The organism is Amycolatopsis sp. lyj-346 (assembly GCF_046548975.1).
In the GTDB taxonomy this organism is placed as follows: domain Bacteria; phylum Actinomycetota; class Actinomycetes; order Mycobacteriales; family Pseudonocardiaceae; genus Amycolatopsis.
This window is the reverse complement of sequence record NZ_JAJPWT010000001.1, coordinates 1354119-1374465: the sequence shown is the minus strand read 5'-3', so window position 1 is coordinate 1374465 and position 20347 is coordinate 1354119. Positions and strand designations below refer to the sequence as shown.

At 70.0% G+C, this 20347-nt stretch carries 20 protein-coding genes; 7 read left to right on the top strand and 13 right to left on the bottom strand.

Annotation, left to right across the window (positions count from 1 at the left end):
• Window positions 1-184 precede the first annotated feature (184 nt).
• The 7 genes from ACLJQE_RS06750 to ACLJQE_RS06720 form a co-directional block, all read right to left on the bottom strand.
• Window positions 185-1447 (bottom strand): GAF domain-containing protein, encoded by a 1263-nt coding sequence (locus tag ACLJQE_RS06750; RefSeq protein ID WP_410638100.1) that lies wholly within the window; start codon window positions 1445-1447, stop codon window positions 185-187.
• Window positions 1448-1532: 85 nt separating this feature from the next.
• Window positions 1533-2282, bottom strand: coding sequence for a thiamine pyrophosphate-dependent enzyme (locus ACLJQE_RS06745; protein ID WP_410638099.1), 750 nt, complete (start codon window positions 2280-2282; stop codon window positions 1533-1535).
• Window positions 2279-3313 carry an ATP-NAD kinase family protein gene (locus tag ACLJQE_RS06740; RefSeq protein ID WP_410638097.1) on the bottom strand — a complete coding sequence of 345 codons (1035 nt, stop codon included), beginning with the start codon at window positions 3311-3313 and terminating at the stop codon, window positions 2279-2281. Before ACLJQE_RS06740 ends, ACLJQE_RS06745 begins: the two co-directional genes overlap by 4 nt.
• 201 nt (window positions 3314-3514) lie before the next feature.
• Window positions 3515-3739, bottom strand: a complete 225-nt coding sequence (locus tag ACLJQE_RS06735) for a heavy-metal-associated domain-containing protein (protein WP_410638096.1) — start codon at window positions 3737-3739, stop codon at window positions 3515-3517.
• A 64-nt stretch (window positions 3740-3803) separates the two neighbouring features.
• A complete protein-coding gene (locus tag ACLJQE_RS06730) occupies window positions 3804-4007 on the bottom strand; it encodes a cold-shock protein (RefSeq protein WP_013222289.1) in 204 nt (67 codons plus the stop codon).
• Between the two features lie 210 nt (window positions 4008-4217).
• Window positions 4218-4433, bottom strand: coding sequence for a hypothetical protein (locus ACLJQE_RS06725; protein WP_410638095.1), 216 nt, complete (start codon window positions 4431-4433; stop codon window positions 4218-4220).
• A gap of 171 nt (window positions 4434-4604) precedes the next feature.
• Window positions 4605-6263 (bottom strand): thiamine pyrophosphate-binding protein, encoded by a 1659-nt coding sequence (locus tag ACLJQE_RS06720; protein ID WP_410638340.1) that lies wholly within the window; start codon window positions 6261-6263, stop codon window positions 4605-4607.
• A gap of 84 nt (window positions 6264-6347) precedes the next feature.
• Between ACLJQE_RS06720 and ACLJQE_RS06715 the strand changes: the two genes are divergently transcribed.
• On the top strand, window positions 6348-7679 hold the full coding sequence (locus tag ACLJQE_RS06715) for a hydroxyacid-oxoacid transhydrogenase (protein ID WP_410638094.1): 1332 nt from the start codon (window positions 6348-6350) through the stop codon (window positions 7677-7679).
• Window positions 7673-8086: an acyl-CoA thioesterase gene (locus ACLJQE_RS06710; RefSeq protein WP_410638092.1), complete on the top strand. Its 414-nt coding sequence runs from the start codon at window positions 7673-7675 to the stop codon at window positions 8084-8086. Before ACLJQE_RS06715 ends, ACLJQE_RS06710 begins: the two co-directional genes overlap by 7 nt.
• A 650-nt stretch (window positions 8087-8736) precedes the next feature.
• Here the strand turns inward: ACLJQE_RS06710 and lanKC are convergent.
• On the bottom strand, window positions 8737-11304 hold the full coding sequence (lanKC, locus tag ACLJQE_RS06705) for a class III lanthionine synthetase LanKC (RefSeq protein WP_410638091.1): 2568 nt from the start codon (window positions 11302-11304) through the stop codon (window positions 8737-8739).
• Between the two features lie 444 nt (window positions 11305-11748).
• On the opposite strand from lanKC, the gene ACLJQE_RS06700 reads away from it, so the two are divergent.
• From ACLJQE_RS06700 to ACLJQE_RS06690, 3 genes are all read left to right on the top strand, one after another.
• The gene (locus ACLJQE_RS06700) at window positions 11749-12114 is read left to right on the top strand and encodes a hypothetical protein (protein ID WP_410638090.1); all 366 of its coding nucleotides are present in this window, start codon (window positions 11749-11751) and stop codon (window positions 12112-12114) included.
• Between the two features lie 22 nt (window positions 12115-12136).
• Entirely contained in the window at window positions 12137-12508 is a 372-nt protein-coding gene (locus ACLJQE_RS06695; RefSeq protein WP_410638339.1) for a hypothetical protein, read from the top strand.
• Window positions 12509-12763: 255 nt separating this feature from the next.
• Complete coding sequence (locus ACLJQE_RS06690) at window positions 12764-13438, top strand: S1 family peptidase (protein WP_410638338.1); 675 nt, start codon at window positions 12764-12766, stop codon at window positions 13436-13438.
• A 55-nt stretch (window positions 13439-13493) separates the two neighbouring features.
• On the opposite strand, the gene ACLJQE_RS06685 is transcribed toward ACLJQE_RS06690, so the two are convergent.
• Window positions 13494-14795: an alginate lyase family protein gene (locus ACLJQE_RS06685; protein WP_410638089.1), complete on the bottom strand. Its 1302-nt coding sequence runs from the start codon at window positions 14793-14795 to the stop codon at window positions 13494-13496.
• 108 nt (window positions 14796-14903) lie between these two features.
• Window positions 14904-15413 carry a SixA phosphatase family protein gene (locus ACLJQE_RS06680; RefSeq protein WP_410638088.1) on the bottom strand — a complete coding sequence of 170 codons (510 nt, stop codon included), beginning with the start codon at window positions 15411-15413 and terminating at the stop codon, window positions 14904-14906.
• A gap of 258 nt (window positions 15414-15671) precedes the next feature.
• Here ACLJQE_RS06680 and ACLJQE_RS06675 point away from each other — a divergent pair, with 258 nt between their 5' ends.
• Window positions 15672-16085 (top strand): contact-dependent growth inhibition system immunity protein, encoded by a 414-nt coding sequence (locus tag ACLJQE_RS06675; RefSeq protein ID WP_410638087.1) that lies wholly within the window; start codon window positions 15672-15674, stop codon window positions 16083-16085.
• 117 nt (window positions 16086-16202) lie between these two features.
• On the opposite strand, the gene ACLJQE_RS06670 is transcribed toward ACLJQE_RS06675, so the two are convergent.
• Complete coding sequence (locus ACLJQE_RS06670; protein WP_410638086.1) at window positions 16203-17009, bottom strand: hypothetical protein; 807 nt, start codon at window positions 17007-17009, stop codon at window positions 16203-16205.
• 125 nt (window positions 17010-17134) lie between these two features.
• On the bottom strand, window positions 17135-17869 hold the full coding sequence (locus tag ACLJQE_RS06665; RefSeq protein ID WP_410638085.1) for a hypothetical protein: 735 nt from the start codon (window positions 17867-17869) through the stop codon (window positions 17135-17137).
• Between the two features lie 479 nt (window positions 17870-18348).
• Between ACLJQE_RS06665 and ACLJQE_RS06660 the strand changes: the two genes are divergently transcribed.
• Window positions 18349-19140, top strand: a complete 792-nt coding sequence (locus tag ACLJQE_RS06660) for a hypothetical protein (protein WP_410638084.1) — start codon at window positions 18349-18351, stop codon at window positions 19138-19140.
• A gap of 150 nt (window positions 19141-19290) precedes the next feature.
• Here ACLJQE_RS06660 and ACLJQE_RS06655 read toward each other — a convergent pair whose 3' ends face one another.
• Window positions 19291-19455, bottom strand: coding sequence for a hypothetical protein (locus ACLJQE_RS06655; protein WP_410638083.1), 165 nt, complete (start codon window positions 19453-19455; stop codon window positions 19291-19293).
• Between the last annotated feature and the right edge of the window lie 892 nt (window positions 19456-20347).

Sequence of the window (20347 nt, the reverse complement as noted above, 5' to 3'; positions counted from 1 at the left end):
TGTCATCAGCACGTGATCTGGGCGGACGTGTTCCGGGGCACACCGCGATCAGGTCCGGACTTCCGCCGGCCCGCGCCGGTGGCGAGGGCGAGCCGCTCACGCATGCCATCCTTTCACCTGTCCGGGTGAACGCCTTGGCGTGCTCGTAAACCGTCCACATCGGACTTTTGATCAGCCGGGAAGGTCAGCCGCGGATGGCCGGGGCGAGCGAGTGCGGGAGCACGGCTTCGGCGTCCGGTGGCCGCCGGACCACCACCTCGACGTCGTCGGCGAAACGGTACGGCTTCGCCTTGAGGATGCTGCCGAAGTGCCGTCGCAGCCGGGACATCTCGGCGCGGACGGTCACCGTCCGGCCGGCGTCGCCGAACAGGTCGGCCGAAAGCTCGGACGCCGACCGGCCGTCACGGCTGCTGGCCAGGACGTACAGCACTTCGGCGTGGCGTGGGCTGAGCCGGTGCGTCCAGGTCCCGGCCGCGCTCGCCACGGTGAGCTCGGGCTCACGCGGCGAGCGGACGTCGAGCACGACGCGGGTGGGTGGGGCCGCGTCGTGCTCGGTCAGCCGGAGCAGCCAGCCGCCGGGCACCGGCTCGACCGAGCAGCCGCCGTACGCGGGCAGCCAGGCCCGCCCGGTCCCGAGGCCGGTGGGCAGCGCGACCCGGTCGACCGGCGCGAGCCCGGCCGCCGCGGCGACCCAGCCGTGCTCGTCGGCCACCATTGCCCGTCCGCCGACCTTCGCGAGGACAGGAACGGCGAAGCCGCGAAGCCGTTCGAGCTCGGTGAGGTGGGCGGTGCGCAACTGGGCTTCCGCGAGCCGCGTCACGGCGTCGACCAGCGCCAACGTCGTCGCGTGGACGGTCGAGGCCGGCCCGGAGAGGTCGACGACGCCGAGCAGCCTGCCGTCCCGCGGGTCGTGCAGTGGCGCGGCCGCACACGTCCAGGAGTGCTGGGCGCGGACGTAGTGCTCGGCGGAGTACACCTGGATCGGGCTGCGCGCGACCAGCGCGGTGCCGATCGCGTTGGTGCCGACGGACTCCTCCTGCCAGTCGACGCCCTCGACGAACCCGAGTGCGTCGGCGCGGCGGCGGACCGCGGCACTGCCCTCACGCCAGAGGACGGCACCACCGGCGTCGGCGATCACCATGATGTGCGCGGCCTGCTCGGCGAGGCTGATCAGGCCGCCACGCAGGACCGGCAGCGCCTCGGCCAGCCCGCTCGCGCGGCGGCGCGCTTCCAGCTGTTCGAAGTTCAGGACGGGCGCGGCGGCCCGGCTGTCCGGGTCCAGGCCGAGGCGGCGCATCCGCTGCCAGGACGCGCCGATGACCGGCCGCAGCCGGCTGGGCAGCGCCCGGCCGTTCAGGGCCGCCTCGTGCACCTGCGCGAGGACACGGGCGTGCCGCCGGGGATCCGCCCCGACCGGCAACGCCGCCTCGAGGTCTCGCTGCCCCAACGCCGCTCCTTGTGCTGTGCCTCCTCGGAGTCTGCCTTTTCTGCCGGGTGATCGGTAGGTGGCGCGCGTCGCGGGTTCGGCCGCGTCAATAGGAGACGTAGACGTCGGTTTCCCCGTCGTCCGAAGCCGGCCGGGGCGCGGCGACCGAGTCTCCGACGAGCCGGACGACCTCGGCGTCGATCGCGTCGAGGACCTGTTCTCGCAGCTCACCGGTGTCGGTGACGCGGCTGCGGAACCGCTGGAGGCAGTCACCGACGTGCCGGGGGAAGCCGGCCTCGATCAGCGTCGGGCCACCGCCGTCGCGGGCGCGGCGGACCGCTTCTCCTGCCGTTTCGTGCACGGCGAAGAAGTCGGATCCGTCGACGACGACCCCCGGCACGCCGAGCCCGGCCACCCGATCGGCGTAGCCGGCGTCGTCCGTGACGAAGATGGCGGGGAGGTGCCAGGCCGACGCGAGGTTCAGCGCCTCCGGCGCCGTCCCCGCGCCGTCGCCGAGGAAGGCCACCCCGACGCCGCCGGTGTCCTGTTGTTTCGCGGCGATCGCGGCGCCGCAGATCAGCAGCGGGACGCCGCCGAGCGTGTCCGGCGCGACCAGCCGGTGGTGGCGGATCTCGGCCACGACGGCCCGGACGTCGACGCCCTTGGCGATGCGCTCGCCGTGCCGGCGGTGGGTGCCGGCGATGGCGTCGCGGCCGTCGAGGTGGAGGCAGACGCCCGCGGCCAGGGCTTCCTCGCCGGCGTACGGGTTGCCGCCGTCACCGGTCGCGCGCAGTTGCTCTTCGACGGCTCGGATGGTCCGCATCACGCGGTACGCACCGCGGAGGGCGTCCGTCACTTCCGGCGCTCCTTCCCCAGATCGGTGTCCGCGCGCAACAGCCCCTTCCGCGCCGCCTCCGCCATCGCCGCCCGGACGTCGACGACCCACGGCCCGTCCGGCTTGAGCTCCACGAACGCGCTCTCGCCGGTCGTGAGCTCGAGTTCCCGTTCGCCGTCGAGCGCGATGACTCCGCCCGCCGCGGCGAGCTCGACGCGCACGCCGGGCCGCAGGAGCCCCCAGCCGCGCACCCCGACGGGCAGCACGAGCCCGGGCGCGATCGGCGCCTGCACGACGTACGGCGTCTCCCCGACCGGCCCGAGCTGCAGCGCGACGCCGTCCGGGCTCGACCGCGGGCTCGGGCAGAGCTGGCCAGGAACGCTCGAGAGGCCGATACCGTCCGGCTCGGCGAAGGTGCAGTAGAGCTCGGTGAGCGAGGACGGGTCCCACAGCGCCCGCGCCCCGATGTGCCTGCTCAGCGACACGCAGACGTCGACGAGCGCGATCTCCCGGCGTGCCTTCGTGACGACTTCGAGCACGCTGACGCGGTGGGTGACGAGGTCGGGATCGATCTGCCCGGTGGCGATCAGCCCGGCGGCCAGGCCGGCGACGGTCGCCTCCCGCATCTGTGGGAAGACATTGTTGGTCCCGGTGGAGAGAGCGAGGAGCGGCACGTCTTCGCAGGCCGCGGCGGCGACCCTGGCGGTCCCGTCCCCGCCGAGGACGACGATGACCCCGGCGCCGGCCTCGACCATGCGGCGCACCGCGTTCGTCGTGTCGGCAGCGGTGCCGGTGAGGGCGTCGTCCTCGCAGAAGTCGACCTTCGGCCAGGAGCCACCACGGCCGAGCGCGCGCAGGACCGCGGCGGAGATCCCGCCGAGATCGGTCGAGACGAGGGCGCGGTCGAGCCCGGTGACGGCGAACCCCGCCAGCAATCGCTGGACCATGTTCGCCTTCTCCGCGGTGGGGAACACCGACGCCTGCGCGACCAGCCGGCGGATGTCCCGCCCCGAAGCGGGGTTCGCGACGATCCCCGCCACCGTTTCGCCCACCTGACCTCCCGTTCTTTCACCGGAGGACAGGAGACTCCGCAATCGGGCGAAGCGGAAGGGTTGCAGGGCGTTGCAGTGCCCGCGGGCGCGCGACCGAAGCGACGCAGATCACAGTGCGCGTCTCACCCAGTGATCTCCAGTGGACTGTCCAACCTGGAGCCGCGGAGGAAAGGACGACCCGGGACGAGGTCCGGGCCCGGGCTACGGGACCAGGTCGGCAACGCCCTCGTAGGTGAAGCCCGCTTCCGCGACCGCGGCCCGGACGTCGTCCTCCGCCAGGGCGGTTTCGGCCCGCACGAGGACCCGGCCAGCCGCGACGTCGACGTCCACTTCGGCCACGCCGGGCAGGGACGTGAGTTCTTCGGTCACCGACTGGGCGCAGTGGCCGCAGCTCATCCCGGAAACGGTGTATCCGTGCTCGATCATGGTGCGCAGCGTACGAAAAGGGCCGCCACCCCGAACGGGTGACGGCCCTTTCCCAAGATCAAAGTCAGATCACGGTGACCGACGTGGCCTGCGGGCCCTTCTGGCCCTGGCCGATCTCGAACTCGACGCGAGCGTTCTCTTCCAGGCTCTTGAAGCCGTTACCCTGGATCTCGCTGTAGTGAACGAAGACGTCGCCGCCACCGTTGTCGGGGGTGATGAAGCCGAACCCCTTCTCGGAGTTGAACCACTTCACAGTGCCCTGAGTCATAAAAAAATCTCCATGTGTAACACCAAAAAAACAGGAAGCCACATCGGCGACCCGGGTCTGCACCCGGACGGTTTGCTTCCTCGGCGAGGAGACACTACGCCCGCTGAGTTCTGCGAGCGTGACTCAACACGAACACAAAAATCGAGACCTTAAGTAGTAAAGCACACTCCGGCCGGGACGGACAAGTCATCTTCCCCCGGGAGGGGTGAGCTATTCGCCACTCGCCGGGCGGAGCCCCTCGGTCGCGAACGGCGAACGCCAAGTCGTGTCCCGCTCCGCGGCCACCACCGCGTCGTCGTGAGCTTCCGCGCTGGCGCTGAACAGCACCGGTACGACGCCGGAGGCCTTCCGCGCCGGTTCGGATGCGTGTTGGTGATCGGTCACGTCGAAACTCCCCTCGTTCCCTGCCCGCTTCACGCGGGTCATGACCGTGATGGTGCCATGCGGCACCGACAGAAACCCGGTTGTCTCCCGCCGGGACCCGGCCGGGAAGGTTCAGCGGCGAACCACCACCGGAACACCGTCAGGTTACCCGAGCCAACGCCCTGCTACCACACGACATTCCCAGCTTTTCTGGAACGAAACAGAGCAAAACCGTTACTGGGCGGGAGGTTGCGGGCGCACCTGGCCGAGCAGGGCGGAAATCCGCACGTCCGGGGTCACCACGTCGGGATCCGTGCGCACGTCGATGACGCACGGCCGCTGCCGCACCAGCGCGCTGGCGATGATGGGCTCGAGCTCTTCACGATCGTCCACCGTGTACCCGGCCGCGCCCAGCCCACGCGCCCACGAGGCGAAGTCGGTCAACGGGATGGAGACCCCGGTCAGCCGGCCGTAGGTGCGGGCCTGGTGCATGGCGAGCGCGCCGTGGACGCCGTTCTGGAAGACGACCACCATCACCGGCGCCCGGTACCGGACGGCCGTTTCGATCTCCTGGCCGGTCATGAGCGTCCCGGCGTCCCCGACCATGGCCACGACGGTCCGCCGCGGCTCGGTCAGTTTCGCCGCGACGGCGGCCGGCACGGCGTAGCCCATCGCGGCGTTGCTCGGGCCGAGCTGGCTGCGCGGCGCCGTGAAGCACCAGTAGCGGTGCATGAACTGCGCGAAGTTGCCCGCGTCGCTGGTCACGATGGTGTCCTCGGGCGCCAGCTTCCGTAGCGCGCGGACGACGTCGACCGGGTGCACCCGGGTGTTCCCGCTGGTGTCGGGCGGGGTCATGAAGGTGTGGACGGCCGCGTTCGCCGCCGAAGCCCGCCGCGTCCGCGGCAACGCCACCTCCCGCAGCTCCCGCAGGAACGGTTCGACCTCGGAGTCGACGCGGAAGGTCAGTCCCCGCCGCTTCGGGCTGACGTCGATGCCAGTGCCGACCATGACCAGCGTCTGCTGGGCGGTCGGGTAGCGGTAGGCCTGGGTGGTCACCTCGTCGAGCTGGGTGCCGAGCGCGAGCACCAGGTCCGCGCGTTCGAGGGCGTCCAGCTGCCGGGCCGGGATGCCGAGCCCGAGGTGACCGGCGTAGCGGGCGTGGTTCTCCGGGAAGGCGTCCTGCCGCCGGAAGGCGTTGTAGACGGGCAGCGCGAGCTCGTCGGCGACGGCGATCAGCTCGTCCCGCGCCGACCGCGCCCGCCCGCCGACGATGACCACCGGGTACTTCGCCTCGTCCACCAGCTGCGCCACGGCGTCAGCCGAACGGCCCAGCGTCCCGGACGCCGGCGGCCGCACCCGCGCCATCGGCTTCGCCGCGTCGTAGGGCATCCCCCAGACGTCGCAGGGCACGCCGAGCACGACCGGCCCCGGCCGTCCTTCCTGCGACGTCGTCAGGGCGTGCGCGAGCAGCGCCGGCAGCCCGTCCGGGTCGGTCACCCGCAGTGTCGACTTGGCGATCGACTCGAACATGGCCGTGAGGTCCGAGGTCGGCAGCTCCCCCGACGACCACGACATCGGCCCGATCGCCGGCATCTCCAGCAGCACGACCATCGGCGTCTCGTCCTGGTACGCCGTTTGGACGCCGATGGCCAGGCTCGCCGCACTCGGCCCCCGGCTGGCGAGCAGCACGGCGGGACGTTCGGTGAGCTTCCCCTCGGCCTCCGCCATGAACGCCGCGCCCGCGTCGTGGCGCGCCGAGACCAGCGTGATCTCCCGCTCCCGCTGCAGGGCGTCGAGCAGTTCCAGGAAGGACTCACCGACCACCGCGTACACGCGGCGGACACGCGCCTCGGTCAGGATCCGCACGGCCGTCTGGGCGACGGTCGCTCCCAGTTGGTATCTAATGAGGAGAGCTTAGGCGGGCACCGTTCAGTGCAGTCAAGTGATCTTCACCGAAACCGGACAAGGATAGGCCGAATGTCCGCTTTGACCGACTGCCAGCCGATCAAGGGAGCGAGGACCACCAACTTGGCCGCAACCGAACATGAAACTGTTTTTACTTATGGCGCACCGGCGTTGAAGTACGGCACCGGAGCCAGCGACGAGATCGGCTACGACCTGACCCAGTACGGCGCGCACCGCGTGCTCGTCGTGACAGATCCGCAGGTGGCCGCGACCGGCTGGCCCCGCCGCATAGCCGACGGCATCGCGGGCTACGGCATCGAAACCGAGATCTTCGACGGCGTACACGTCGAACCCACCGATGTCAGCATGCAGAAGGCGGTTGACTTCGCCCGCGGAACCGGCCCGTACGACGCCTTCGTCGCCGTCGGCGGCGGGTCCGCCATCGACACCGCCAAGGCGGCGAACCTCCTGACGAGCAACGACGGCGACCTGATGGACTACGTCAACGCCCCCGTCGGCGGTGGCCGCGCACCGGCCCGTCCGCTGAAGCCGCTGGTCGCGGTGCCCACCACCACCGGCACGGGCTCCGAAAGCACCACGGTCTGCGTCCTGGACGTGTTGTCGCTGCGCGTCAAGAGCGGGATCAGCCACCTGCGGCTGCGCCCGGCCCTGGCCGTCGTCGACCCGCGGCTCACCGTCAGCCAGCCACCCGGAGTGACGGCCGCCAGCGGCATGGACATCCTTTGCCACGCCGTGGAGAGCTACACGGCCAAGCCGTACACCGAGTTCGAGCGCAAGCGCCCGGAGCAGCGCGTGCCGTACTGCGGCTCGAACCCCCTGGCCGACATGTTCGCCGAGCAGTCGCTGCGACTGCTGTCGTGGGCCCTTCCGACCGCCGTGCGCGACGGTTCGGATCTGAAGGCCCGCGAGGCCATGGCCCTGGCCGCGACGTTCGCCGGCCTCGGCTTCGGCAACGCCGGCGTGCACATCCCCCACGCGAACGCCTACCCGATCGCCGGTCAGGTCAGGGATTTCCACCCGGACGGCTACCCGGGCGAAGAACCCATGGTCCCGCACGGCATGGCCGTCTCCCTGACCGCGCCCGCCGCGTTCCGCTTCACCTTCGACGCCGCACCGGACCGCCACCTGCGCGTCGCCCGCCTGCTGGCACCCGACTTCGAGTGGCCCGGCGACTTCGCCGACCACCTGCCCGCGGTGCTGATCAACCTGATGCAGCAGATCGGCATCCCGGACGGCATCGGCGCCGTCGGCTACACGGAGTCCGATGTGGACTCCCTCGTCGAGGGAACCCTCAAGCAGCAGCGCCTGCTGGCCACCGCACCGCGCGAGGCGTCCGCGGACGACCTTGCCGGCATCCTGCGCGAGTCGGTATCGCTGTGGTGAACGGGTACCCGCACTGGCAGACGGTTCCGTTGCGCTGGAAGGACAATGACGTCTACGGGCACGTCAACAACGTCGTCCACTACTCGCTGATGGACACCGTGATCAACACGTGGCTCATCGAGCAGGGCGGCCTCGACATCGAAGCCGGGGCGGTGATCGGGTTGTGCGTCGAGTCGCACTGCGGGTATCACTCATCGGTTTCCTTTCCTGGTTCGCTGCGGGTCGGGTTGCGGGTGGCGCACCTCGGGAAGTCCAGCGTCCGCTACGAGATCGGGATGTACGCAGCCGACGAGTCCCTGGTCGCGGAAGGGCACTTCGTGCACGTCTTCGTGGACCGCGAGTCCCGCCGGCCGACACCGGTCTCCGGCAAGCTGCGCGAGGCGCTGGAAGCACTGCAACCCGGATGACGGCACCGCCGCCGTGTCACCTCCTCTCTCCGACGGTGTCGATTCCGGGACGTGTTCTTCCCGCACTTCCGATCATGCACCACGGCACCGACAGAACCGGCTGATCGGCCCGAGTTGTCCACAGGCGGCCCGGACACCCGCAAGTTGTCCACAGATTCGCGTCGAGGGGTTCCCCGCCCCCTCGACGGCGATAAGCTGGAAAGCGCACGAGATCGGTCCACAGTGGACGAGCTGTTTCCTCACCGGATCGGCTAGTAACACGGATGGCGGCCTAGGCGTCGATCCGGTTGCAGCGGCAGAGTGGTGAGCCGACAGCTCGAGAGTGGTCCCGGACCCGTCGCCGGCAGGCGTCCCGGCGACGGTGGCGGCACCCACCACAGAAGTGGACCAACAGTGGTCGCGCGTCCGCTTCCGGCAGACGCCCCGGGAGCGGACGCGCCACTGCCCCAGGTGGCCGGGTGGAGGCCGCGAAGTCGTCGCCGGAAGGCGCCCCGCCGACGACGCGAATCGCTCCCACCACAGACGGCCCGGTAGTGGTCGCGGCCCGTCGCCGGCAGGCGCCCCGCCGACGGCCCGCACCACTACCGCAGGCAGCCGCCTCCCGCCACTGGGCGGTGGGCTGCCTGCACCGGCCGTCGTAGCGGGTCCGGTCAGTGACCGGCAGCCGGAGAAGACGGCGCGTCACCCACGAAGGGCAACACCTCCTTGCCGTCAAGGAGCGAAGCCAGAGAAAGGAGGATCCCCGCACCGCCGGTCTTGACGTCCATCGAGAGGCGCAGCAATCGGCTGCCCGGGAACGCGAGGCCCCCCTTGTGCGGCACCGCGTACCAGGCCAGCCACGCCAGGTGCCGGTCGATCGCCGCCGCGCGGCCCGCCTGCGCGGCCTCCGGATTCGCGGCCAACGCGACCGCCAGCCCGCACCGGCCGTCGAGCAGGCCCGGCTGGACGGCGAACTCGCCGAGGCACGCCTCCCGCAAAGCGGGCAGGCTGTCACCGGACTCCGTGTCCGGGAGGTGCCGAGCCAGCTGCTCGGCGACCAGGAGGATCCCGGCGCTGCCGACGCCGACGTAGGGCAACGTGCGGGCGGCACCGTCGCGGACCTGCAGCGAGCCGTCGTCGGCCTCGACGCATTCTTCGAGGTCGCGGCACAGCGCTTGATCGGCGAAGGAGAGCCAGGCCGGCTCGCCGGTGCGCTCGAAGAGCCGGATGAACAGCAGGGCCGGCCCGGCCCAGCCGGTCAGCAGGCCGGCGCGGGCCGAGTTCCCCGGCGGCGCCGCGGTCTCGAGCGACTCGGCCAGCCGGACGGCCGTGGTCAGCGCCTGGCGCCCGAACTCGTTGTCCTGGCGGACCGTCGCGAAGTGCAGCATGGTCAGCCCGATGCCGGCCAGCCCGCGCTCCAGGGAGTGGTCGGTCGTCTGCTCGACGAGCCGCGCGGACGACGCCAGCAGCTTGCCGGCCTCGTCGTGGTGCCCGAAGTTCTCCAGCACGTAGGCGATGCCGGAGCTGCCGTCGTAGAAACCGGGCCGGGTCGGCGGCTCACGACGGACCGCCTCGACGAGCCAGCGTTCGTGCTCGGGGAAGCGGCCGGCACCGGCGACGTCGAGGGCGTGCAGCACGCCGGCCGCGCCGACGCCGAAGCAGGCACCGCCGACGTGGAACAGCTCGATGTCCCCGGGAAACAGCCGGTCTTGGCGCGAGGGCGTGGCGCCGGCCAGGATCGCCTCGGCGATCTGCTTGCGGACCAGCGTCCAGTCCGGTTTGTCGTGGTCGAGCTCGGTGTGGTCCGGTGCCGGCTCCGCGGGCACTGCCCGGGGAGCCAGCACCGCGACTGCGGCGTCGGCGTAGCCCTCAGGCAGGGGGAACCGGCGTTGGACGAAGTCGGCGAAACGGCGCAGCTTCGCCGGAGCGAGCTCGGCCAGTGGCGACAGCGGCAGGAACAGCCACAGCCGCAACGCTGCGAGCGCGTGCTCGTCGACCGCGAAGCCGCGGCGGTCGGCCGGAGCGCGGAAGCCGGGCGTGCCCGGCGCCACGCGGCCGGCGGACTCGGCGTCGAACGCCGACCCGAAGTCGGTCAGGGAGATCCGGTCGTGGTGGTCCTCGTCGATCAAGATGTTCCGGGGGTGCAGGTCACCCAGGACGATGCCGCGGGCGTGGACTTCCGCGATCGTCTTCTCCACCCGCTCGACGATGTCCAGCGCGCGCCGGGCGTAGGCAGCGAGGTCCTTGGTCGTCGTGTTTGACCTGGTCATCGGGTAGTTGCGGCGCAGCCAGCCGGTCAGGGAGGTACCCGGCAGGTACTCCGTGGCGAGGTAGTGGCGCTCCGAGACGGTGAACCGCTCGACGACCCGCGGCACGCCCGGGATGCCGTCGAGCCGGCTGAGCACGTCGTGCTCTCGGCGGAGCCGTTCGACGGCGTCGATCCGCGCCTCGTCGAGGCCTGCGTGCGGGCGGACCTCCTTGAGGACGACCTGGTCACCACCCGCCTTGGGGTCGGCGAGGTAGCTGCCGCCGCCGTTCGAGATGTGCAGTGGCCTCGCCATCCGGTAGGGGAACCGAGCCGGGGCCTCTCCTTTGCGTGCGGGCATGCTGCTTCGCAAACAGGCCGGGAGTTTGACCCAGTCGGGCACCGAGAACGTCGGTTCCCGCTTCTCGGGGACCAGACGGCCGTCCGGCTTGCGGACTGCCGGGACGCGGTTGCCGTTGTGTTCGACCCACTGTTCGGCGAATCCGCCGTAACGCACGTAGAGGGGTCCGTCGCCGTACCGCAACGCGCTCGGAATGCCGGGGCCGTGTTCGCCCTCCAGCCGCGTTGACAGGTCAGCGAGTACGCGCTCGAGTTCGTTGTGGTCGGCCGGGTAAATGGTCGCCAGCTCGACTCCGCTGTCGCCGGACGCGTATTTCGAATTTCGCGCGAGCAACGTCAGCGGCGAACGGAGGTGCTTGTAGGCGACCGCGTGCTCGTTGCAGCACTCGTACACCTGCGCGAGCACACGGCCTGCGTTGTCCAGGCCGGCGGCAACGTGGATCTGCCAGCCCTGAGCGGGGAGGACACGACCGTCAGGGCAGAGCTCGCGCCACACACCACGGTCAGTGCTGCCCCAGCCGGCGTCCGGCGCCGGGAGCGCCATCGCGAAACTTTCGACCGGCGCGCCGTTTTCCTGCTGTTCGTCGTAGAACAGCGGGTCGGCGAAGCAAAATGCTTCATAGCGCAGGTCCATCCGATATACCCCTCCTCGCGAGTCCGCGGACGTCACAGTCCTGGGACGAGAATATTCCCCCATGCCGAGCAGGTCTGGGCCAATCCGCCAACCCGGCGGTTCAACTGGGCTATCCGAGGTAAGTAAAAAGGACGGGTACCCGCTGGTAGCAGAACCCTGGGTGATTTTGTCCAGTCGGAACACCACACTATAGGGGTGTAACGTGAAGATCTTTTCGGCATTTCCGCTGGTCCACCGAGGGACCGCGCCGCATTTCCGCCGAATTGGCAGAATGCCATCAAGCCCGGCCGGTGACCGATTTACCCGATGGCCGCCGTTCGCGTCGGAGGCGAGGTGCACGCAGCGCCCACGGTGGTGGTCCGCGCCACGCCGCGGCACCTCGGCGGACAGGCCCGCCGGTACCACGGAGTAAGTTGGCGGCCGGCGGACCGGAAGGAGGAACGGGTGATCTTCGGATTCGCCGTGACGGTCGCCGTGGCTGCCACGCTCGTCGCGCTCTGGAGCTTCGTCCAGTCGGCTCGGAACCGGCTTCCGGACAATCCGCTCCTGATTGCGCTCGCGATCCTCGAGCTGCTGCTGGTCGCGCAGCTGGTGATCGGCATCGTGCTGCTCGCCGGCGGTGACCGGCCCGGCAGCCTGGCCACCTACCTGGCCTACCTGATCGGCTGCCTGGTCGTGCTGCCCGTCGGCGCCGCCTGGGCGCTGGCCGAGCGGAGCCGTTCGAGCACCGCCGTGCTCGGCATCGCCTGCCTGGCCGTCCCGGTGATGGTGCTGCGACTGAGCGAGGTGTGGAGTGGAGCAACAGCGTAGGACGGCCAGCGGCCCCGGACGGGTGCTCGTGGCCGTGTACGCGATCTTCGCGTTGGCTGCGACGTCGCGGGCCGGCGTCCAGATCGGGACGAAGTTCCACGAAGCCCCGCTGGCCTACCTGCTCTCGGCGTTCGCCGCGGCCGTCTACATCGTCGCGACCATCGCGCTGGCCCGGCGTGGTGACGGCTGGTGGCGGGTGGCCCTCGTCGCCTGCTCGGTCGAACTGCTGGGTGTGCTGTCCATCGGCACGTTGAGCCTCGTCGACGCGGCCGCCTTCCGGCACCCGACCGTCTGGTCCGGCTACGGCGAGGGCTACCTGTTCATCCCGCTGGTGCTGCCGGTCGTCGGGCTGTACTGGCTGCGGAAGACCGCCCCGGCGAAGGTCGCCGCCTGACCGTCGCCCCGAACGGCTCGTCCCGAACGGCTCGCCCCGTACCGAGCACGGAACAGTACGGGAACTGCACGTAGCCCACTCCGGGAAATAAATACGGATTCGACCGGCGACTTTCGTCGGTTCCGGACATTCACCGAAAACTCGGACAATCTTCGAGTTCGGTCCCCACCGGCTTTCCCCACGCGGTTCTCCCCCGCGTGAAAAGGAGTGAGCGTGAAATTCGGCAAGTTCGTCCTGCTGGCCGCGAGCACCGCACTGGCCGTCGTCGGCCTCGGCGGTCCGGCGGTCGCCGACAGCACCCCGCAGGCCCAGCCGTCGATCATCGGCGGCAGCAACGCCACCAGCGGGCCCTGGGCCGCCCGCCTGTTCGTCAACGGCCGGCAGAACTGCACCGCGACGATCATCGCCCCGCAGTACATCCTCACCGCCAAGCACTGCGTCAGCAGCGCCGGCACCTACACGTTCCGCATCGGCAGCCTGGACCAGTCGAGCGGCGGGACGATGGCCACCGGCTCCACCATCACGCGGTACCCGGGCTCCGCCGACCTGGCGATCGTCCGGCTCACCACCTCGGTGAACGCCACCTACTCGCCGCTCGGCAGCGTGGGTGACGTCTCGGTCGGCCAGAACGTCTCGGTCTACGGCTGGGGCGCAACGAGCCAGTGCGGCTCCGAGATCAACTGCCAGTCGCGCTACCTCAAGGTCGCGACCGTGCGGGTGAACTCGATCAGCTGCAGCGACTACAACGGTGGCGTCGCCGTGTGCGCGAACCGCGTCAACGGCATCACCGCCGGCGGCGACTCCGGTGGCCCGATGTTCGCCTCCGGCCGCCAGGTCGGCGTCGCGTCGACCAGTGACCGGGTGAACAACACCGCGTACACCAACATCACGCGTTATCGCAGCTGGATTTCGCAGGTGGCGGGCGTCTGATTCCGCCGGGAAAGGGCCCGGCCGCGAACGGCCGGGCTCTTTCCGCGCCGGAACGTCAGGACTTCGAAATGTCGTCGAGCTGTTCCGCAGCCGGCCGCACCGGGTAGAGGTCGCCGCCCGGCGGCACGGGTACCCGCGGCAAGGCCGAACGGGCCGCCTGGTCACCCACGTCGGCCGCGGCGTGCAGGACGTCCAGCGCCGCGTACGGCCGGAAGTCCAGCTCCGGGTACGGCCACGCCGGCTGTCCCCGCGTGGCCGCCGGGATCAGGAAGTCGACCGCGGCGAACAGCGTCGCGCCGCTCGGCGCCGTGTAGTGCCACAGGTCGACGCCGACGTGCCGGCCGATCTGCGCGAGCCGGGTCAGCGCGACCAGGTTGAACGTCGAGTAGTGCCAGCTGCGGGTCCGGCTCGTCTCCTGCGGCTGCAAGCCGCCGGCCTGGATCTGCGACGCGATCCGCTTCGGCCCGGCGTCCCGCGCGACGGCCGCGGCCAGTTCGCGCTGTCCCGTGCCGAGGGCGAGCGCCGCGACGAGCATGTCGTAGAAGCTGCCGTGGTTGTTCTGGGCCCTGGCTTCGTCGGTTCCGTTCTTGCTGGTGCGCAACCAATCCAGGAACTGCGTGTACCAGCCGGTCATGCCGGCCTGGTCGGTCTTCGTCCAGCCGGGCGCACCGGTGGCCAGGATCGCGGTGGCGTCGGCGACCTGGGTCAACGTGTAGGCGAACTCGATGATGCCGATGCCGCGGCCGTCCACCTTGCACGGGATGCCCTGGGCGAAGTTCATGTTCGGGTTCATCTTCGTGGCCGCGTCGAGGAACCACGTGCGCAGGTCGAGGGCCGCGCGCCGGGCGTACCGCGCGTCCCCGGTGTGGTACCAGGCGAGCGCGAGCCGGTAGATCGCGGCGAACGCGCGGCCGCGGTAGGCGTGGTCGGTGATTTCGTCGACGCTCGGGTTGCGCTGGCCGTCGCGCTGCACGAACGGGCAGCCCCACGGGTTTTCCGCGGTCGGCTGCGTTGTCGGCCACCAGTAGGGCGCGAGGCTGAGGTAGTCGTGCTTGTCGCCGCTGGGCGGGACCTGTCTCTTCGAGGTGACACTCCACGGTCCGGCCGTGAGGTCGGTTTTCGCGGCGGCGAGCAGGTTGTTCAGCGCGGTGCGGGACGTCTTTTCGCCGACGAGAGCGGCGAACTTCGTGCCCAGCAGCTGTTTGCCGTCGAGGACGGCGGTTTGCGGCGCGCACACCGGCCCGATGACCGGAACGGTGCAGCCGGCGGGTAGGGACGCGGCCTCGGCCGGCGCGGCGAAAGAAGCGACGAGGCCGAAGGCGGCGAGTGTGGCCACGACGGTGTGGCGGAATACCATGTCCGCTCCATTCACAAATATGAACAGAAGACTCAATAGTGAATGGAGCGTACGCATGTGAACATCCGCAGCGCAACGCCTGGTCCAGACCTCCGGACTGCCGGACCGTCAGCCGGCGAAGTCGCGAGGCCGGAAGAAGGCGACGAGCCGGGCGGTGCGGAGGGCGTCCCAGGGATCCGTGGTCGCGAGCACGGCCGCAGCACCGGTGGGGAACTTGGTCTGGACCGGCAACGTCTCGTCTCCGTGCCCGGCGAGGTGCAGGGTCACGTCGCTGACTCCGGGCTCGTGGCCGACGAGCGCGAGCGTGGTGACGCCGGAGGGCGTCCGGCGGGCGGCGTTCAGCAACTCGGGAACGTCGGCGCCGTAGAGATCGTCGTCGTACTCGACGGTCGGCGGCGCGGGAAGTTCGTCGCTCACGCGCAGCCAGGTTTCCCGGGTGCGGCGCGCGGTGGAGCAGACGGCCAGCTCGGGAACGTGCCCCTCCTCCGCGAGCCACCGGCCGAGCCTGGGCGCATCACGGAGACCACGCGGCGCGAGGGGCCGCTCGTGGTCGGGCAGGCCCTCCGACCAGTCCGACTTCGCGTGCCGGACAACGATGAGCCACCTGGTCGCGTCCATGCCCGCCACCCTAACGGCCAAGGGCCATGGAGCGGGTCGCTCCAGGGCCCCGGTTCCCACACCGGAGGTGGGTCAGGCGGCCAGGAAGCTGGTCACCTGAGTGGTGAAGTCCTTGGCGTCTCTTGAACCAGGCCCGGCACAAGGGACTCCTGGCTGCGGACGCGGACCCCTTTGGCACGGCGCGGAACCACGCGGCTGAGCCGACTGCGGGCACCGGTTCACCCGTCGGCAACGACGCGACAGCTAGCATGAGGAGCCATGGGGACCAGTCCTGACGTCGACGAATCGCTCACCCTCGAACAGATCGAAGACCACCACTGGGGCGACCCGCCAGCCGACGCGACCCGGCTGATCAAGACCGTCTACGAGCTGCGCCACAAGCCGATCGGCACGATGGACATCGAAGACCTCCGCGTCCTGCTTCTCCAGCAGGAGAGCCCCGCCGTCCTGGTCCCCATCGCACTGACCCACCTCGAGCGGAACCCACTCGCCGAAGGCGACTTCTACCCCGGCGACCTGCTCACCGCCGTGCTGCAGATTCCGCGAGCGTACTGGGAGCAGCACCCCGACCAGGAAAGTCGCACATCAGCCGTGATCACCGCGTTCGAGACCCTCGGCAACCTCGACGACCACGACACCATCCGGCAGAAGATCCATACATTCCGCAGCTGACATCCGCTCAGGTACGTCCCCACCTTTTCGACCGTGGACACGGCTCAGGGCCGGAAGCGCATGTGCTTCCGGCCCTGAGTGTGTGAGTGCGCTGCGCTGTTACCTACGCAGGAGGGGTCACGGTGCGGTGACCGCACCGGTGTTGTAGCGGCTGCCGTGGGTCAGCGGTGTGCTCCCGGCCAGGTGAGTAAGCGAGTTGAGCGAGGCCAGCTCCGGCACTCCGGCCAGGGCCGGCGCCTGCGTCGGGAGAAGTCCGTTGATGTTCGGCAGCAGCCCGCCCAGCAGCGGAAGCCCCGCCGCGGACGTGTCCGCACGCTGGTCGTGGGTCGGCTCGGCCGGAGGCCGGCCCGGCGCCGCCGCCTCGGCCAGCCCGGCGGAGGTGTGCAGGCCGGTGACCCGGGTGCCCTCCTCGGGGTCGAGGGGCCGGCCGGAGACGTCTCCGTGCACCGGCAGCGCCGACAGCACCGGCAACTCGCCGTCGACCGGCATGAGCGTGGCCCGCTCCGGCGCCGTGTTCGGAGTTGCCGTCAGCGGCACGGCGACGGGGAGAGCCGGCAGGTCGGTTGCCGCGAGCTCACTCCCCAGCGGTGCATTGAGGTCGTGCTCCGGCAGGTCGCCGACGACCTCGGCGCTCGGCGCCAGCTCCTGCTCGAACAGGTGCACCGGCACCGTGTGCAGCACCGCGTCGAGGGCCTGGGCCGGGTGCCGCAGGTCCAGGCCGGTCGAGGCCTGCTCCAGCGGCTGCGCCGCCTGAAGGTCATCGGTGACGCCGTGAAGCGCAGGCTGCGTGACGAGCTGGTCCAGGGGCGAATCAGCAACACCCGGGTCGACAGCCACGGCCGCGGAGGCACTGCCCGTGCCCACCAGCAGCAGGCCGCCGCTGACCAGTGCGACCTGCATGGTCCGCTTCGTGTGAATGCGCATGACAAATACTCCTTGGATCAAGGTAATGAAATGACAGACCGATTCGCAAATAAAACAGAGGCGCCAACTGGTGAAGTCGGCAATCGAACACGACGCGGGCATCAGAGCCGGCGCGCCGAGATGTATCAGTCGGGCGTGACGCCGGGCTGAATTTCTGCCGCCGTGACGGCACGGTGTTGCACACCAGTTTTGCGATACCACTGCTGCGGGTGTTCCCCGGCATCTGGCTGGGCGACGTCGCCACAACCGCGGTCATGTCCGGATGCGGGACCGGCATTCGCCGAAACCGTCCAGGACGGCGGCCAGGACCGTCCGCCGAGATCATCTGCTCCGTGGTCGGCTCGGTCGTCAGCCGGCAATTGACCCGCAACCTCGGCCGCGACGACACGAAGAGGGAGCATCGCGGAGGAGATGTCGGCTGATCGCTCACGCGGGAGACTGTTCACCGGTGCGCGCGAAGCGTCGTCCGGCGCCGGGGTGTCGAGGCCGGCCGCCGGCTTTTCGGCGTCGTCACGGACGCCATCGGTCGGTGCACTCGCCAGTTCGGTCGCCGCCACGGCGATGCGCCCGACCGCGGCGACGGTCGCGGGAAGCGCGTCCACCGCGTAGGGCACGTTCGTCTCCAGGCGATCGACCAGCCGAGCCGCCGCGTCGCGAGCGCCTTGTACCGCGGGAGCCGAGTCGGCTACCTGCACGAGTACGGGCGGTTGCGGGTCATCGGTGGTTATCTCGACAGCCGGGGAACCTTTTCCGAGCGGCCCGTCCGCGATATCAGTGACGGTGCTGGCCGATGCCGTGGCCGTCAACCACGCGAATGCGCAAGCCGCAGCGGCACCTCCGGTCACGACCAGCGCGCGCACCAGGATCCGACCGGCGTTCGCCGTGTCGTCTCCCCGCCTAGCCGCACCCGCCACGATCGCGATCCCGCCTGCTCACCGACTCTTCCGCCGCCGACGATCAATCACGCCGATCGGCCGCTTCACCATAACCGCAACCCGTTCTCCGCTTCCGCCATACCCCGCTCTCGGGACGATACAAATCGGAATTCGCTCGAATCGAATCCGACAGCCGCGTGGCTGACCTGCGGGGATCCATCGGCGAACCCGGCAAGTGTACGTCGAGCGCGATTGCGTCCGATTCACTCGAATTAGCGACAAGACCACGGAATCTCACCGATTCCGACTGACCCGATCGAGTGACTTGCGCGTGAACCGCGGCCTCGCCTGCACCCTCCCGCCGACGACACTCGCCACACGCGGTCATCCACGTAAACCAGGATGACCTTGTTTCCGCCCGGTACTAGTCTCCAGTGGACGGTAGAACAAGGGGGAAGTGATCGGTGTCCAGCCACTTCGAGGCGATCGGGATCGGCGTCACCAGCCAGGAGGAGTTCGGGGAGCGGGTCGTTTCCTTGATCAACGCGGGCGCAGCCCGGCAGATCGCCACGAAGATCAGCGAGCACGTTTGGACCGATCCCTCGGGCGCCAGGCTGGTCGCGCAGGTCCGCAACGGCAAGATCGATTTCCTGCTGCCGTGCCTGGCCGGCACAACGCCCGCTGTGCCGGTGCGCGACGTTCGCCTCGTCGATGACGAGACCGCGATGCTCGAACTCCTCGATGGCGTCGACGGGGAGCTGGTCTGTCCCGTCGCGGTGGAGCTGGAAGACCGAGCGGTCCTCGCCCACTTCGGCGGGCGGCTCGAGACCGGATCCCTGGTGCTGGCGGCGCTGGCCGAAGACGTCACCGTGCACGCCGATGCCGAGGCATACTTCGCCTCTCAGGACGATGACGGGCCGAAGTTCGCCGCCGACCACTTCATCCCCTCCGGGAGTTTCCAGCTCGCAGAACCCTCGCCCGGCTGGACGCCCTCCGCCCACGCGTTGTTCGCCGGCGAGGTCATCGAGGTCGACACTCCCGTGAACACCGTTACCGGGTCGGCATTCCATCGAATCCGGGTCCGCACCATCGCCGGGATCGAGCTCGGCGTCGCTATCGCGACCACCGACCTCGAGCAACCACCCGCGCGCGGCAACGTCGTGACTGGGACGTTCTTCCTGACCGGAAGATTGGGACTGCAGCCGACCGACCCTGCCGAAGACTCACCGAAGCGGCGGCGCTGGTTCCGGCGATAGTCCCACCACAGGCAGATCTTCGTTGTGGTGACCGGGCGGCGGTCGCGAGCGTCGGCCGCCGCAAAGCCGGGGAGACGGCCTGGCTCCTTGACAGCCAGGCCGCCTCTGACCTGGTCTTCTGGTGGGCCGCATGGGGCTCGAACCCAGAACCTACGGATTAAAAGATTGCGGGAAAACAATGTCGGCGAATGTCATCAGCTGCAATGGAACCGCCGCAGCGACGACCTCGATGAGGACGCCGACGAACGGCGAAGCCGCGAGCAGCTCCGGGCACTGCTGTGGGCCGGACTGCGCGTCCTGGCCACCCTGACCCACGACCTCACCGACAACGCCCCCCTCACCGTGGCTCTAGCCCGATCGCGGAGGCGTTCGACTTCCACGACCAGCCCGGGCACTGGGAAACCGCCGGCGACCGGCTGGCCAAGGACTCCCCGTTCGGCACCGCGCGGGTGTGCCGGGTCGTGCCTGGCCGGGTGCTGCACGTCATCGGCACCAGCGAGATGGCCGAGCAGCTGCGGCACCTCTACGGCGCCGGCGCCGTGACCGGGTGGACGTTGCAGCCGATGCCCGAGACCCGCACCCCGCTGCACACCGTCCAGCAGGCCATCCGCGAGGCCAGCGGCGGCACCGGCCGCGGCTACACCCAGCTCACCCACGGCGGGTTCGTCCACACCGAAGAGGTCCAGGCCTGCCCGGAAACGGCGATGCTCGGGGTCACCAACGTCGGTCCTCGAGGGTGCTGTCTTCGGCCTGGTTCACGTCCTCCAGGATGCCGCAGAGCAGCCCGAACACCTCTGGTGCGGTGCGGTCGTACAGTTCGGCGAACGCGGTGGTGTGGCCTGCCCAGCCCGCTGCAGCAGCGTCCGGCAGAGCCTGGAGTTGTCGCTGTCGGTCACCACTGCCGCTCCCAAGTCGACGCACGGATTCGTGCCGCCGGGGGCTGGGGCAGCGCTTGTAAGCCCCAAGTACCCCGATGATCGATCAGCAAACTCTTCGCCCCACGCCACCTCGCCGAGGTTGAAGTTCACCTACCGTCCAGGCCAGCATCGCCTGCACTCGGCAGCTGGGATTCGACGAGACCGGGTGTGGTCGTCACGCGACGGCGCAGGCCGACCAGGGCGGTACGTGATGTCTGGTCGGCAGAGCGGCACGGTGGGTGGAAGCGGCGCGGCGCCGGCGTCCACGGTGGTCCCGAACTCCGAGCGCC

What these genes read in the sequence shown, in the direction of transcription:
- ACLJQE_RS06735 (WP_410638096.1), bottom strand. Translation starts at nt 3,739, where the DNA reads ATGATCGAGCACGGATACACCGTTTCCGGGATGAGCTGCGGCCACTGC.
- ACLJQE_RS06730 (WP_013222289.1), bottom strand. Translation starts at nt 4,007, where the DNA reads ATGACTCAGGGCACTGTGAAGTGGTTCAACTCCGAGAAGGGGTTCGGC.
- ACLJQE_RS06725 (WP_410638095.1), bottom strand. Translation starts at nt 4,433, where the DNA reads ATGACCCGCGTGAAGCGGGCAGGGAACGAGGGGAGTTTCGACGTGACC.
- ACLJQE_RS06715 (WP_410638094.1), top strand. Translation starts at nt 6,348, where the DNA reads ATGTCCGCTTTGACCGACTGCCAGCCGATCAAGGGAGCGAGGACCACC.
- lanKC (WP_410638091.1), bottom strand. Translation starts at nt 11,304, where the DNA reads ATGGACCTGCGCTATGAAGCATTTTGCTTCGCCGACCCGCTGTTCTAC.
- ACLJQE_RS06685 (WP_410638089.1), bottom strand. Translation starts at nt 14,795, where the DNA reads ATGGTATTCCGCCACACCGTCGTGGCCACACTCGCCGCCTTCGGCCTC.
- ACLJQE_RS06680 (WP_410638088.1), bottom strand. Translation starts at nt 15,413, where the DNA reads ATGGACGCGACCAGGTGGCTCATCGTTGTCCGGCACGCGAAGTCGGAC.
- ACLJQE_RS06675 (WP_410638087.1), top strand. Translation starts at nt 15,672, where the DNA reads ATGGGGACCAGTCCTGACGTCGACGAATCGCTCACCCTCGAACAGATC.
- ACLJQE_RS06670 (WP_410638086.1), bottom strand. Translation starts at nt 17,009, where the DNA reads ATGCGCATTCACACGAAGCGGACCATGCAGGTCGCACTGGTCAGCGGC.